The organism is Bacillus cereus group sp. MG16 (assembly GCF_040459875.1).
In the GTDB taxonomy this organism is placed as follows: domain Bacteria; phylum Bacillota; class Bacilli; order Bacillales; family Bacillaceae_G; genus Bacillus_A; species Bacillus_A paranthracis.
Genome location: NZ_JARVHE010000001.1, coordinates 338,102 through 353,565, shown reverse-complemented (window position 1 = coordinate 353,565; position 15,464 = coordinate 338,102). Strand labels below are relative to the sequence as shown.

Sequence of the window (15,464 nt, the reverse complement as noted above, 5' to 3'; positions counted from 1 at the left end):
AAACACACAGGTGGTGTAGCAAAAGGCATCACACAGTGTGTGATGCCTTTACCTATTTCTACTATATGATAAGCTTGTACGAATTATGTTTGCAACTTTTTATACTTTTAAGAAGCGACGAATTGACATTACACTTCCCCACATACCGATTAAAGCCCCGATTAACACTAGTAAACCAGCTAATTGGAATACGAATGGGCTGTATGGTAGAAGTTCGAAAATTGTTCCGCCAAGTTTTTCGTTAAACACACCTTGCAACGAATTATACGTAACTAGAATTAAGCCAATTGGAATAATTGATCCTAATACTCCTAGGAATAATCCCTCTAATAAGAACGGCCAACGAATAAACCAGTTTGTTGCACCTACAAGTTTCATAATTTCGATTTCTGTACTACGAGCATAAATTGTAATTTTAATTGTATTAGAGATTAAGAACATCGCTGTGAATAATAGACCAGCAATTAACACAATCCCGATGTTACGACCAGTTTTTACAGTATCAAATAATCGTTCAACTTGCCCTTTTCCGTACTGAACATTACTTACAAACTGCATTTTTTCAATCTTTTTCGCAATTGTTGCTGTATCTGTTGGTTCTTTTGCTTTTACAACGAATACGTTTTTAAGTGGGTTATCTTGTTCAAATAACTCAAATGTCTTTCCGCTATCGCCTAAGCTTTTAATTAAACGTTTTAACTCTTCTTCTTTAGAAGAATATTTAATAGAGTCTACTTTTGCAATCTTACTCATATCATCTTCTAATTTCTTTTGATCAGCTTCTTTTGCTGCTGGATCAATGTGTACACGAATTTCTACATCTTGCTCTACTTTCGTCGCAAAATGGTTCATATTCATAATCGCTGTTAAAAAGACACCTACAAGTAATAATGTAACTGTTACTGCACTAACAGAAGCAAACGTCATCCATCCGTTACGTGATAGATTCTTTACACCTTCTCGCAAATGTCGACTAAGGGTCTTAGCCTTCATATCCGTATCCTCCCTCCATCTCATCTCGAACAATTTTTCCGCCTTCAATCGCGATTACACGATGACGGATTGTATTTACGATATCTGCGTTATGTGTCGCCATAACGATCGTTGTACCACGCTCATTAATGCGCGTGAAAATCTTCATAATATCAAGAGCTGTTTCAATATCTAAGTTACCTGTTGGCTCATCGGCAATTACAACCTTTGGTCTATTAACAATTGCTCTCGCAATCGCAACACGTTGCTGCTCCCCGCCTGAAAGTTCGCTTGGAAGTGCGTCTGCACGATCTTCAAGACCTACAAGACCTAACACTTCTGTTACACGCTCACGAATTGCATCTGGCTCTTCTTCAATTACTTCTAAGGCAAACGCAACATTCTCATATACCGTTAATTTAGGTAGTAATTTAAAGTCTTGGAAAATCACGCCTAATTGACGACGGAAATATGGAACGTCTCTTTCTGCTAATGACTCGATAGTAAGACCATTTACATTAATTGATCCTGTAGATGGCTTCTCTTCACGATACATCATTTTAATAAATGTAGATTTTCCGGCTCCACTCGGTCCAACTACGTATACAAACTCGCCTTGTTTAATGTTAACTGTGAGACCAGCAATGGCTTTCATACCATTCGGGTACTCCTTATAAACATTCGTCATTTTTATCATTATTTATCACCCAATACTTAATGATTTTTTTCGAAATACTTTTCTGTACATTTGAAAATAAAAGTTAAACCTTTATTCTCTTTTAAACCACTCTTGTTGAAGGTAGTCTACTTATACTCTTTTTCTAAGCAATACTACTCTATGTAATATATTTCAGCAAAATTCTACAAACCTCATTGTAACATCAAACGGTTTCCAGTTTGGATACATTTTTGTTACAGTTATGTTACATTCCAAAAAAAGGGAAACGAGTTGATTATATGAATCAACTCGTCCATTTTACCCCTTTTTATTTATGTTCAGCTAACCACTCAGCTACTTTTTTCGCATCTTCACCTTGAATAAGTCCTGGCGACATTGAACCGCGACCTTTTTTAATAATTTCTTCGATATCTGCAGCGTCGTACTTCCCGCCTACTTTTCTTAAATCAGGTCCAGTTGCTCCTGATAAATCTGTTGCGTGACACCCAGCACAACTTCTTTGGAAAATTTGTTCTGCACTGTCTGTACTTGCAGACTGGTTCGAAGGCTTACTCTCTTCTTTATTTCCACACGCTCCTAAAGCAAAAACGACTGATGTTCCTAGCGCAATAGCCAATAATTTCTTTTTCATTTCTATCGCTCCCCATTGTTGATATTCTTTTCATTCCTAACACACTCATTTTCATTATAAGCATTATCTTTATATAGAAAAACTAAGGTATATTTCATATTCTTCAAAAATAAAGTGAGAACCCTAATGATATAAAGCTTTTATAAGTTGTTTCAATTCTGTGAACAACTTATAAACTTCTATAAAGGATTCTTTTTGAACGGGAATTTAGAAAAATTCTGTAGAAAGCCTTACTCTATTGCCAATCTGTTTTACTATTTTCTACTTTTTACAAAACAATATACAACATTGTATGCTACATATAATCCCATCAAAAAGAGAAGTTGTCGTTTCCAACTTCTCTTCCTCTGTACTTCATCCATATAAATAAAATAGCACTCTTTATGTCCTCTATATCCTCAACGTGCGCCAACAATTTTGTTGGCTTTTTTTCACTTAGCTTATTAGATGCGAGAACGTAAGTAAGCATCAATAAATGGATCAATTTCTCCATCCATAACTGCTTGCACATTACCAACCTCTGTATTTGTACGGTGGTCTTTCACAAGAGAATATGGGTGGAATACGTAAGAACGGATTTGGCTACCCCATCCGATTTCTTTTTGTTCTCCGCGAATTTCATCTAACTCCGCTTGTTGCTCTTCTAATTTCTTTTGATATAATTTCGCTTTTAACATCTTCATCGCATGCTCACGGTTTTTAATTTGAGAACGCTCTGACTGACACGTTACAACCGTATTTGTCGGTGTATGCGTAATACGAACTGCTGAATCTGTCGTATTAACGTGCTGTCCACCCGCTCCACTTGCACGATACGTATCAATTTTCAAGTCTTCTGTACGCACTTCAATTTCAACTTCATCATTGAACTCAGGTACAACTTCACAAGATACGAATGATGTATGACGACGGCCTGAAGAATCGAATGGAGAAATACGTACAAGACGATGTACACCTTTCTCTGCCTTTAAGTAACCGTAAGCGTTATGACCTTTAATTAATAAAGTAACACTCTTAATACCAGCTTCATCACCTGGTAAGTAGTCAACCGTTTCTACTTTAAACCCACGTTTTTCAGCCCAACGTGTGTACATACGTAGTAACATAGAGCCCCAGTCTTGTGACTCTGTTCCACCAGCACCTGGGTGTAATTCTAAAATGGCGTTATTTTTATCATAAGGATCGCTAAGTAGTAACTGCAGCTCATACTCATTCATTTCTTGAATTAAGCCTTTTACTTCTGATTCAAGTTCCTCATGTAAATCTTCATCATACTCTTCTTTTAAAAGCTCATGCGTAATTTCTAGGTTTTCGAACGTCTCATCTAGCTGACGGAACTTTCCAACCATATCTTTCAGTGCATTTGCTTCGTTAATTACAGCTTGTGCGCCTTGTTGGTCATCCCAAAATCCTGCACCCATCATTTTCTCTTCTAATTCTGCAATTTGTTTCTCCTTAGTAGGGAGGTCAAAGAGACCCCCTAAAAGCCGCTAATCTCTTAGCCATTTTCTCTAATTCCTGTCTAATTTCTACTAATTCCATTTCCTTCACCTCTATGTAATTGCTGTTACTTTCGTATGAAAACAAGGGAAACTCTCTCCACTTATGACGGAGAGAGTTTAATCCTTCTTAATTATACATTTTTGATGTAAAAGTTTGCAAAGCAGCCTGGGCTACCGCCCTATATTACTTCCCAATGCCACAGCAGTTTTTATATTTTTTACCGCTACCACATTTACATAAATCGTTGCGGCCCACTTGGTCACCTTTTACAACTGGTTTTTTCTTCGCCTCTTCGCCATCGCTAGATGGGTGAACAGCTTCACCTTGAACAACTTCTTGACGCTCTAAGTTTTGTTCAATTTCAGCTTTCATAATGTAACGAGAAATTTCCTCTTCAATAGAAGCAATCATTGATTCGAACATTGCGAACCCTTCCATTTGATACTCACGAAGTGGATCAATTTGACCGTAAGCACGTAAATGAATACCTTCACGAAGGTGATCCATCGCATCGATATGCTCTGTCCATTTCGTATCTACAACACGGAATACAACAACTTTTTCGAACTCACGCATTTGCTCTTCTGGCATAAGCTTTTCCTTGTCATTGTAACGCTCTATTAATTTCGCGATAATTGGCTCGCTCATTTCCTCTGGAGCAAGGCGACGTAATTCTTCTTCTTTCACATCTCCTTCTTGCAGAAGGTTTGTATTTAAGTAGTCAACAAGACCTTTAATGTTCCAATCTTCTTCAATTTCCTCTTGTGTATGAAGTGCAACCGCACGCTCTACTGTAGATTTCATCATACCTTCAATAATACCGCGTAAGTTCTCAGACTCCATTACCTCTTGACGCTGTTTGTAAATAACTTCACGTTGCTGACGAAGTACATCATCATATTGTAGTAACTGCTTACGTGCATCATAGTTATTTCCTTCTACACGTTTTTGCGCAGATTCTACTGCACGAGAAACCATTTTACTTTCGATTGGCTGAGAATCATCCATACCAAGGCGATCCATCATCGCTTTCATATTATCAGAACCGAAGCGACGCATTAGTTCATCTTCCATTGATAAGTAGAACTGCGTAACACCTGGGTCCCCTTGACGACCAGCACGACCACGTAACTGGTTATCAATACGACGACTTTCGTGACGCTCTGTACCGATAACGGCTAAACCAACGTTTTTCACATCGTCTCCAAGCTTAATATCTGTACCACGACCTGCCATGTTCGTCGCAATCGTTACAGCGCCTTTTATACCTGCTTCTGCAATGATATCCGCTTCACGCGCATGGTTTTTCGCATTTAAGATGTTATGACGTACACCTTTACGCGTTAACATTTTTGAAATAAGCTCTGACGTTTCAATCGCAACTGTACCGACAAGAACAGGTTGCCCTTGTTTATGACGATTTACAATATCCTCAACAACAGCATTAAATTTACCTTCCATTGATTTGAATATTAAATCCGCACGGTCATCACGAATAATCGGTTTGTTCGTTGGAATTACGATAACGTTCATATTATAAATGTTACGGAATTCCTCTTCCTCTGTTTTCGCTGTACCAGTCATACCAGATAACTTTTCGTACATACGGAAGTAGTTCTGGAATGTAATTGTCGCAAGCGTCATACTTTCATTTTGAATTTCTACGCCTTCTTTTGCCTCGATAGCTTGGTGTAACCCTTCGCTATAACGACGACCTTTCATAAGACGACCAGTAAATTGGTCTACAATTACGATTTCGCCTTCTTGTACAACATAATCTGTATCACGATGCATAACAACGTGCGCACGAAGTGCCTGATTAATATGGTGAAGAAGCGCTACATGTTTTAAATCAAATAAGTTTTCAATATGGAAAGCTTTCTCCGCTTTCGTAATACCATCTTCTGTTAACATTACATTTTTCGTCTTCACATCAAATGAATAATCTTTTTCATTTTCTAACGTACGAACGAATGCATTTGCAAACATGTACAGCTCTGTTGATTTTTGAGCTTGTCCAGAAATAATAAGTGGCGTACGCGCTTCATCGACTAAGATAGAATCGACTTCATCGATAATAGCAAAGTGCAGTGGGCGTTGAACGCACTGCTCTTTATATAAAACCATGTTGTCACGTAAGTAATCGAATCCAAGCTCATTATTTGTGCTATACGTAATATCAGCAGCATAAGCCTCTTGTTTCTCTTCGCGTGACATACTGTTTAAATTAATTCCTACTGTTAATCCTAGGAACTCATGAAGTTGTCCCATTTCGCTCGCATCACGTTGCGCTAAGTATTCATTGACTGTAACAACGTGAACACCTTTTCCTGTCAAAGCATTTAAATATACAGGTAATGTAGATGTTAACGTTTTACCTTCACCCGTTTTCATCTCAGAGATATTCCCTTCATGTAAGGCAATACCACCCATTAACTGTACACCATACGGACGCATTCCAAGAACACGAGTCGCAGCTTCACGAACAACCGCAAAAGCTTCAGGTAGTAGATCATCTACTGTTTCACCTTTTGTTAGACGTTCTTTAAATTCAAGCGTCTTCCCTTTTAATTGTTCATCAGTTAATGGCTTAATAGATGGCTCTAATGCATCAATTTGCTCAACTGTCTTCTGCATACGTTTAATTTGGCGTTGATTTACATCAAATACCTTTTTTAAAATACCGATCATAGGAAATACGCTCCTCTTTTTTATTAAAATAAAACTTCCGATTGTTTTTCTTTTTCTCTATTACAATCAGTCGTTATAAAAATCAAATGTATGTTATGCCAATTTTTCTCCTAATTAAAAAAACTAAAATGTATATACCTAATGATAATTGTAACACTTGTCTTATAACTATGACAACAATCGGCAAAATGTCGGGCCTTATATTCAAAAAAAGTTTTTATTTTATTTGTTACGTTCCTTTTCTCTGTCTCGCTATTTCAATTTCACGTTACAAATTTCGTATTAAATCTAAGTCCTATTCTTTCAAGTTTCCTTTTAAAGAACATGACTACCAGAAATTCCTTAATAAAATCTAAATCGACAATTACAAAAAGCCGGAAATTTCGCAGGTGCAGCATCCATGGATACTTACACCTGCAAAAAAACTCCGACTTTAAAAAATATTGTTATGTTGCAAGATCTACAAACACCATTAAAATATAACTGTATCAATCATAAATTTTATTAATTTATCGGTATTTCTAATTCATGATACTTCCCTTTCTGATCCTTCATAAAAGAAATGAATTTCACTTTAGTTGATTCATTTGAAAAGTTTTTATAATTTTTATAAGGATCATCTCCTATAAAATAATTTGTCCCTATATATCCTCGCACTGTTTTACCAGCAGGTATTACAGGCTCAAACTGATATTTTTCAGGTAATTCCATTGAATACGGAATTACATTATAAAACTCTCCTATTTTAGAATAAAACATTGTATTAGAAATAGACTTATTACTAAGCAAATTAATATCCCGATTCGTTGTATTTGTAATATCTAAAGGTAATACATACGTCACTACTTCACGGTCTTCATAAGGATCATAAACTTTTGTAGGATCAAGAGGATTAAGTGCATGAAAAGTAACTCCTTGCCCATCTTCAAAAGTTCTATTAGATAAAAACTCATCTTTTACCACTTTATAAGATTCATTATTAAGATTTAATGTTTTAAATCTTAATAAACTAGCAAATATACATAGCAACAGACACAATCCAACGCTTATTAAGACATATTTTCTTGTCACTCTTAATCTACCAACTTTCCATTATTAACATGTACAATACGATCTACCATTTCATTATCTAGAACATGCACATCATGACTGGCTACAACAATAGTCGTTCCTTTAGACTTTTCTACTTTCAAAATATCCAAAACATCTTTTATCCCATCACTATCTAAAGCATTCGTTGGCTCGTCTAATAACAATAGTGTTGGTTGCTCCATTAAAGCTTGCGCTATCCCTAAACGTTGTTTCATACCTAAAGAGTATCTTTTATACTTTCTCTTATCTGTTTTATCAAGTCCAACCCTTTGAATAATATTATAAATTTCCTCATCAGAGATTTTATTGTTAATCGATGATAAAAACTTCAAGTTCTGAAAACCAGTATACCCTGGAATAAAACTTGGATATTCAATCAATATCCCCATAGAATCAGGGAATTGCTTTTGTTTTCCAATCATTTCATTATCTATATAAACAACTCCAGAATTTAAACGCATTAATCCTGATATAGCACGTAAAATCATTGTTTTACCAGAACCATTATGCCCCTTCAAAACTAAAAACTCTCCTTTTTTTACTGACAAACTAATATTATCTAACACAATATTTCCCTTTAATCTTTTCGTCATACATTCACATTTAATATAATTGTCCATAAATTATTCACCTATCACATCTAGTTTTTTAAAACAAAAACTACCTAATAAAATCATTACAACAACAATTACTACTCCTATTAGAAGTAAATCATTCCATTGAATAGATTGATTATTACCTAAAGTCAATTGAATTGAACTATGATCAACAAAATACCAACGATTTGGCATAACAAAAGATCCTAAAAAATAAATACTATGAAAGAAAATAGACAAAAATAGGTACAACAACATTAGTAAAAAAACAATAGTTATTGGTATATAGAACGTTAAAAGCTCAAAAATTAAAGCTAATAAAAAGCTGATAATGATTTGAATTAGCATAGTACCTAATATCTTATAAGGAAATTGAATATATAAAGAACTCTCGCCATAAGGAAGCAAATAGTATACCGTAAACCAAATAAAATACATAACAACCCAAATACAAACTATGTAAAAAAACAAAGATAGCATTTTCGTTAACCACAGAAAATGCTTCTTCTTAACACGAGGAAATAAATAAACACCATTCTGTTGAATATCTGAAAGGGCAAACTTCCCTACTAGCAACAAAGGAACGATTTGAAAGAATATCCAATAAAAAGGGATAGAAAATCGCCCCTCCTTATAAAAATAAGATAAATCCACAAAGTCTACTCCATGAAAAAATCGATAAAAGGTAACATCTACTAATACAGTTTCTTTACCATTACTAAGAGGCTGATTGTATAAAAAAGTAACTACAATCATAGCGTAAATTAAGAATAAAAAAGCCATTATCTTGATGGAATCTCGAAACCTTACATGTAAATCTCTTTTTAACAAATAATATAAAATCATAATGTAAACTAGATCACCTCTGTCTCATCATTCATAGAAATATAACTTTTTTTAGATAAAATCCATACACTTATAAAAAAGATAAAAAAACATCCAAATAAGCGTATAAGTAAACCAGTAGCATCTTCAAACACATTTATATAAAAAGCATTTGTAAATAAAAATCCATGTAATATAAATCTATCTAATAAAACAGCAGTAATCATACATATTATTACAAGTAAACTAGGTAAAAATAATTGCAAGAAAGCACTTATCATGCATATAAAAATATTCGCAAATAGTTGAATGCAAAATAATAATGGATAATTTACATCAACACTAGTTACAGCCATCATATTCGACATCAAAAACAACTGTAAAATCATACTCCCAGCAAAAAAACAAACAAAAACGAATAGTTTCAAATAATATATAAAAACTAACTTCAATGCATTATTCACTCGATACACTACATAAATACTAAAAAAATTTGACATAGAATATACAGAAAAAACGATAGTTAAAGGAATAAATATAGTCGATAAATTATAAAACGACATAACCTTATACAAGGCTTCCAATTCGTTCATTTTCTCTTTTACAATTCCAGGTTCAAAATAATTGAACAAACAACCTATGATACTGACATTAAGTAAAAAAAGAATACTTAACCAAATATATTTCATCCTTATAGTTTCTTTCATTACATTATAAAAGAACATGCTTCCTACTCCCCCGTAAATAAAGAACTACAGAACAAAACCAAATACATAACAATACACTAAGAAAAATTTTTAATTCAAAAAAGCCGAGATCTTTAATTAAATAATCTTTAGGATTGAGAATTCCCTTTCCAATACCAAGCCAAAAAATATGTAAAATAAATGGCACTAAATAAATAAAATAAACTCGTTTTATAAAAAACGAAACTGATAAAGCCAAACTTGACAAAACCGCACCGTATAAACCATTTAAAAATACATACATAAGAAAATATAAAGTAGGATACTCATAATAAACCGTATGAAATTGAGCTGTTGGTGAAACAGTAGCAGCCATATAATTTAATACCGGATGCGGAGCAACTGTTGGATAAGTCATTGCATATAAATAAAAGTTAAATAGTAAAGGGACACTTATAATAAAAAAAGATACAATAAAATTAATAAAATAAAGTAGCTTAAAATAATAACCCGTTCCCATTTTAGAAATAACAGGATAAATAAATCCATAATTTTTATCGATTCTATAAATCCCTGCTACAGCCATTGCAGAGATCATAGGAAATATAAGTAGATAAAACTCACTATAAAATGGTAATCTAGTAAAATATAAAATATTAGATAAATATGGTGATACCTTTATAATCCCAGTATCATTAAATCCTTTAGTTGTTACTAGCATAGAAATATATTGAGCAGCAATAATTACTAACATAATAAATAAAGACAACCAAAACATTTTACCTTTTAAAATCCTTCTTAAAAAGTAACTCATCTACAGCTCCTCCATAAACCATTAATGAAATTCAAATCTTTTTTAATATGAACAGTTGATCCGCAACACCATAACATTTATTTTCTTTATTTAACCAGATGTAACGAAAAGAAACATTTGCTCTCTCTCCTTCAAATTTAGGAAACTCAACTTCATACTGATAAACATCATTTGTACCTTTTCTTTTTACACTCTTAACTTCTTGTTTCCACTGAATTATTTTCCCATCAATTTGTTCAATCCGCCCCAAAAGATACGTTGGTTTTTTTTTATTCGTAACACCTGTCAAAAAAACATAATAATTTTCTGGTATAACTCCTGACTTTATTTTTTTATTTGAAAGATTATCTTTTATTGCAATATCATTTCTATCTATTTGCCCTTGAAAGAAATCATCACCAGTTTCATTTTCCAAAAATACTTGTTCAAAAACAGTATTTTTATTAATTTCTTTCAACTGAATACTTTTCAAATTATCTTTTTCCGTTAAAGTATCTTCAATATTTACAATAGGTTCATCTACTTTCTTATGGCAAGAAGCTAATAAACAAATAATCAATATAAAACAACAGAATAAAATATATTTTGAAATAAGCTTCATTGCAGCCCCTCCTATTCAAAAAATGAAATAGTAGAAAAAGTCGTATAATCCAGATGACGAACTAGACGACTTTTTCTAACGTTACACAATAAATAATTTTAATTTATAATTTCTAAATCAATATTCAGTGTAAGGTCCACTAGGTCTTACACTATCAGGACTCCAAGCAGTAGGATAAGCATTATTTTCTCTAGAATAACCACCGAATCTCACAGGTACATTTTTCCCATAGTTTTCATATGCGTAATTTTGGAAAAGATACGTTTTACCTGGTCGCACCGTTCCTTCATGCTTACCTGACTCACCTGAAACATTTACCCAATCTCTATCACCTTTACCTTTATTTTTATCTGCTTCTGTCCAAACGTTGAAAGAACCACCGCCCTTTTCACTACTCTTCACGCGCATATACATAGAAGTAGGTGTCTCTTTAGGACGTGCATTAGTATAATCATATGCATTCCAAAGTCTAAAGGTAAATTCTACATGATCATCCCTTGTATCAGCATTAGCTGGTTCGGTTAAAACGAAAGTACTAGCTAAAATACCTAAAGATAAAACAGATCCAAGCATAAAACGACTTTTTTTCTTAATGCTCACTAAAAGCACCTCCGATAATTTGTAGCATTATATTGATTTTATTTTTCCACTGACGGAACAGAATCAATATAATACGATATTATAGTAACAACCCCTCAACATACCTTCAATTGATTTCAGAATATTTAATGTTACTTTTACACTTGCGAACATTTTGTTAAATTTTCAAAAACAATAATATACTCCTAGCAAAGAATTACTTGTAAAGATAGCTACATTCCTATGCTTGTTCCAAATAATAACGAGTAACTCACTTCTCTAAGTTTTGAATTTTCTCATGCGATTTTAACGAAATAATGCCTAAAATTACTTCTTAATGAAATCGGCTACTTACAAAGTTTTTTAACCTTGCTGCGAAAAATAAAAATACAAAAAAAGCGCAGCCATTTCGGCTGCGCTTTTGAATTATTATTTAGTTTCAATTAAACCATATTTCCCATCTTTACGGCCATATACAACGTTAGTTTCATTTGTATCAGCATTTGTGAAGACGAAGAAATTATGTCCTAGCATATCCATTTGTAGGATTGCCTCTTCAACGTCCATCGGTTTTAAATCGAATCGTTTTGTACGTACAAGTTCTAGTTCATCCTCTTCTACCTCATCCAGAACAGCTACTGCTTCTGGAAGGATAAAGTTCGTTTTCATAGAACCTTTCTCACGTAACTTACGATTTACTTTTGTTTTATGTTTACGAATTTGTCGCTCAAGTTTATCAACTACTAAATCGATAGCAGCGTACATATCGCTATTAGTTTCTTCTGCACGAAGTAATAAATCAGTAAATGGAATTGTTACCTCGACACGTTGCTTGTCAGAGTATACTTTTAAATTAACTTTAATCTCTGGGAATGTATCAAAATAACGCTCTAACTTACTTAGTTTTTTCTCTACATATTCCTTTAATGCTGGAGTTACTTCAATATTTTCACCACGAATGTTGAATTTCATAGATGAATTCCTCCTTTCAAGCCTATGTACTATAATTTCGACACCGGCTTAAAAACTCCTTCTAACTTTTTTAAAAAAATTAGTGGAATTGCGATTTTTTTATCGTTTTTTGTTGAAATGAAAAGATGCATCGTTTCTATCTTTATTTTATCCTATTAACATCGTGAATAACGAATATAACTGTGGACAATTCGTTACAGAAAAGAAACAACTTTTTGACAACTCCATTCATAACAAAAACCCCTTGCAAAAAAACAAGAGGTTCTACCATATATATAACGTTGCCACAAGCGCAGCTTTCTCTTCCCAAAAACAATATACCTACAGTTTTACAACATTAGCTGCTTGCGGTCCACGTGCTCCCTCTACAATATCAAACTCAACTTGTTGCCCTTCTTCTAATGACTTATATCCATCTTGTTGAATAGCAGAAAAATGAACAAACACATCATCACCGTCTTCACGCTCAATAAACCCAAATCCCTTTTCTGCATTGAACCATTTTACTCTTCCTTGCATGTTCATTCCATTCCCTTCACTCTAAAAATCAGGGCATTTGCCCCATAATTTCACTATAACGAATGACAACATACGAAGTCAAAGAAGACTTATCGTCTTTTTATTATCTCTTTCGACAGTTACAGATCAACTTCTACAGAGCGTCAAACTAGAAACTTCGCTTGCTCCTTTATCATAGAAAAGACTTCCAATTTGTCTCACTGTAATTCCTGTCGTATATACATCATCAACAAGTAAAATGTGTTGACCATGAAACATCTCTTCTCTCTGAAAATAAAAAGGATTACTTCCCGAAAGCCTTTCTTTACGCGATTTCTTACTTTGCTTTTCTGTTTCCTTCCTTCTTAATGATGAATAAAAATTTTTGACAGGCAAACATGCTGCTAATAACTCTGCTTGATTAAAACCTCGTTCATATTCTCGTTCCCTACTAAGCGGAACAGCAATAACAGTTGAAACGTCCGTAAAATACTTTTGAAATAACTCCCGAAAAGATTGATAAAAAATACGAACTAACTCCGCATCACCTCGAAACTTAAACTGCGCTAGTATACCTTTCATATCATCATTGTACACGTACAACGAACGATTTTTAAAAGGACGATATCCTTCCTCATTCCTCCATCTTACACAGTCCATGCAAATATCATTTTCTTTATATCGAGTAGGTAAGTCATCTAAAGGACGACCACAATCCATGCAAATTCCTCCTATAATATAGGAAAGTTTTTGCTCACATCTATCACATACATATTTTTTTGGGGACTTTACAAAGAAGGTGTACCAACTAACTGTTTCCACCATATACTCATCACAAAGTAAACAATGCATTAATCGATCAATCCTTGTTCTTTCGCATTTTTGTTCATACTTTGAATATGTTTTTTCGCGCGTACCATTGCCTCTGTCTTACCGTAATGAAAATACATAACCTCACCATATGGCTCTTCAAAACTACGCCCCGCTCGGCCTGCAATTTGTACGAGCGCACTCTCTGAAAAAATTTCTTCTTCAGCTCCTAACACAGCCACTTGTAAATTCTTCACAGTTACTCCTCTTTCTAAAATTGTCGTTGTAACTAATAACGGAATGTCTCCCTTTCTGAAAGATGCTACTTTTTCTTTTCTCATCGAATCTTCTGCATGCACGCCATCGATTCTATTATCCAATCCTTTCAACAACTGACTTATTTCTTCTATATATCGCACATGAGGAACAAATAAAAAAATAGGATACTTTTTATTTAAGTTCATTTTTAACCATTGTAGTAACACGCGAGGAATTTTTTTATGATGGAGGCTTTTCTTCCAATTTCCGCACCAACTAAATAGAGGAACTGGTAACGGGTGACGATGGTATCGTCCTGACACAATAACACCTTTTTGTTTCCCCCTTCTGAAATTACGCTTCCACTTTTCATCAGGGGTTGCAGTTAAATAAATACGCGCTGCTTTCTCTTTCATTGCTTGCCTAACTGCATACTGTAACATTTGATCTGCATGATACGGGAAGGCATCAATCTCATCTACAATCATCACATGAAACGCTCTATAGTAACGTAACAGTTGGTGAGTCGTTGCAACGACTAACGCTGCATCTTTTTTATGATCTACACTCCCTCCGTATAAAGCAGCTACAGTTATACTTGGAAACACTTCTTGTAATCTCGGCGCTAATTCCAGTACAACGTCAGTCCTTGGCGTTGCGATACAAACTCTTTCTCCTTTTTGGAGCGCCTCTTCTATACCGTAAAATAACATTTCTGTTTTTCTAGCCCCGCACACAGCCCAAATAAAAAAAGATTCTTTCTGCTTAATCGCTTCTATAACTCCTTGCGCCGCCAACTCCTGACCAATCGATAAAGCCCCATTCCACTGTAATGGATTTAGCTCCCCGTCTCCGTTTCTTTCATGAATCCCGCGAACAAGTACAGTACATTCGCTAACTCTCCCCATCGTGATACACTTCCGGCAATACGCGCATGCTTTACCGCACCTTTTACATAAAAATGATGCAAATAGCCGCTGCTCTATATTTCCGCAGCGCTGACATATATATTTAGAAGTATTCTTCGTTATACCTTGTACACATACAACCTCTCCCTTCTTTGTCAAATCACTTAATTCTCTCCGTAAATCTGAAGAGAGTTCTTCTAATAGCAACTGTTTTCCAGCAAGCATTAGCACTCACCTCCAGCATTACTATAAGCCTTTCTTATAATCTCGTAAAAACGCAAAAAAGCCGATAACCTACTTATAAAATAGTAAGCTATCGACTTTATACACGTTTTTTATTCAATTATAA

Annotated in this window: 16 protein-coding genes; all 16 read right to left on the bottom strand. The window is 34.3% G+C overall.

The genetic code is table 11. The annotated features are described in order from the left end of the window. Positions 1 to 99: 99 nt before the first annotated feature. The 16 genes from ftsX to comFA all read right to left on the bottom strand — a co-directional run bounded on the left by ftsX (position 100) and on the right by comFA (position 15,340). Complete coding sequence (gene ftsX, locus QCI73_RS01675; protein ID WP_000645019.1) at positions 100 to 993, bottom strand: permease-like cell division protein FtsX; 894 nt, start codon at positions 991 to 993, stop codon at positions 100 to 102. Next, entirely contained in the window at positions 983 to 1,669 is a 687-nt protein-coding gene (gene ftsE, locus QCI73_RS01670) for a cell division ATP-binding protein FtsE (protein WP_000594318.1), read from the bottom strand. The genes ftsX and ftsE overlap by 11 nt, the downstream gene beginning before the upstream one ends. A gap of 289 nt (positions 1,670 to 1,958) precedes the next feature. Then, the gene (gene cccB, locus QCI73_RS01665) at positions 1,959 to 2,282 is read right to left on the bottom strand and encodes a cytochrome c551 (protein WP_000727968.1); all 324 of its coding nucleotides are present in this window, start codon (positions 2,280 to 2,282) and stop codon (positions 1,959 to 1,961) included. Between the two features lie 443 nt (positions 2,283 to 2,725). Then, positions 2,726 to 3,824 (bottom strand): peptide chain release factor 2 gene (gene prfB / locus QCI73_RS01660; protein ID WP_096001716.1). Its coding sequence is split into 2 segments (ribosomal slippage): positions 2,726 to 3,751 and positions 3,753 to 3,824, totalling 1,098 coding nucleotides; the frame shifts between segments, so codons are not numbered across the junction. Positions 3,825 to 3,968: 144 nt separating this feature from the next. Further along, positions 3,969 to 6,476 (bottom strand): preprotein translocase subunit SecA, encoded by a 2,508-nt coding sequence (secA, locus tag QCI73_RS01655; RefSeq protein ID WP_048553050.1) that lies wholly within the window; start codon positions 6,474 to 6,476, stop codon positions 3,969 to 3,971. A 504-nt stretch (positions 6,477 to 6,980) separates the two neighbouring features. Next, positions 6,981 to 7,508, bottom strand: a complete 528-nt coding sequence (locus QCI73_RS01650) for a hypothetical protein (RefSeq protein WP_041184268.1) — start codon at positions 7,506 to 7,508, stop codon at positions 6,981 to 6,983. A 41-nt stretch (positions 7,509 to 7,549) separates the two neighbouring features. Beyond that, positions 7,550 to 8,188 (bottom strand): ATP-binding cassette domain-containing protein, encoded by a 639-nt coding sequence (locus QCI73_RS01645; protein WP_044792036.1) that lies wholly within the window; start codon positions 8,186 to 8,188, stop codon positions 7,550 to 7,552. A gap of 3 nt (positions 8,189 to 8,191) precedes the next feature. After that, entirely contained in the window at positions 8,192 to 8,947 is a 756-nt protein-coding gene (locus QCI73_RS01640; RefSeq protein ID WP_353824083.1) for a hypothetical protein, read from the bottom strand. A gap of 71 nt (positions 8,948 to 9,018) precedes the next feature. Beyond that, positions 9,019 to 9,714, bottom strand: a complete 696-nt coding sequence (locus QCI73_RS01635) for a hypothetical protein (RefSeq protein WP_327923243.1) — start codon at positions 9,712 to 9,714, stop codon at positions 9,019 to 9,021. Next, positions 9,701 to 10,489: a hypothetical protein gene (locus QCI73_RS01630; RefSeq protein WP_327923245.1), complete on the bottom strand. Its 789-nt coding sequence runs from the start codon at positions 10,487 to 10,489 to the stop codon at positions 9,701 to 9,703. The genes QCI73_RS01635 and QCI73_RS01630 overlap by 14 nt, the downstream gene beginning before the upstream one ends. Before the next feature lie 31 nt (positions 10,490 to 10,520). Then, on the bottom strand, positions 10,521 to 11,090 hold the full coding sequence (locus QCI73_RS01625) for a hypothetical protein (RefSeq protein ID WP_327923247.1): 570 nt from the start codon (positions 11,088 to 11,090) through the stop codon (positions 10,521 to 10,523). A gap of 117 nt (positions 11,091 to 11,207) precedes the next feature. After that, positions 11,208 to 11,690, bottom strand: coding sequence for a hypothetical protein (locus QCI73_RS01620; protein ID WP_000023378.1), 483 nt, complete (start codon positions 11,688 to 11,690; stop codon positions 11,208 to 11,210). Positions 11,691 to 12,098: 408 nt separating this feature from the next. Further along, on the bottom strand, positions 12,099 to 12,641 hold the full coding sequence (gene hpf / locus QCI73_RS01615; RefSeq protein ID WP_000671190.1) for a ribosome hibernation-promoting factor, HPF/YfiA family: 543 nt from the start codon (positions 12,639 to 12,641) through the stop codon (positions 12,099 to 12,101). Between the two features lie 321 nt (positions 12,642 to 12,962). Next, entirely contained in the window at positions 12,963 to 13,160 is a 198-nt protein-coding gene (gene cspC, locus QCI73_RS01610; protein WP_001162041.1) for a cold shock protein CspC, read from the bottom strand. Between the two features lie 126 nt (positions 13,161 to 13,286). After that, complete coding sequence (locus QCI73_RS01605) at positions 13,287 to 13,991, bottom strand: ComF family protein (RefSeq protein WP_001998620.1); 705 nt, start codon at positions 13,989 to 13,991, stop codon at positions 13,287 to 13,289. Continuing rightward, entirely contained in the window at positions 13,991 to 15,340 is a 1,350-nt protein-coding gene (gene comFA, locus QCI73_RS01600) for an ATP-dependent helicase ComFA (protein ID WP_353822406.1), read from the bottom strand. The genes QCI73_RS01605 and comFA overlap by 1 nt, the downstream gene beginning before the upstream one ends. Between the last annotated feature and the right edge of the window lie 124 nt (positions 15,341 to 15,464).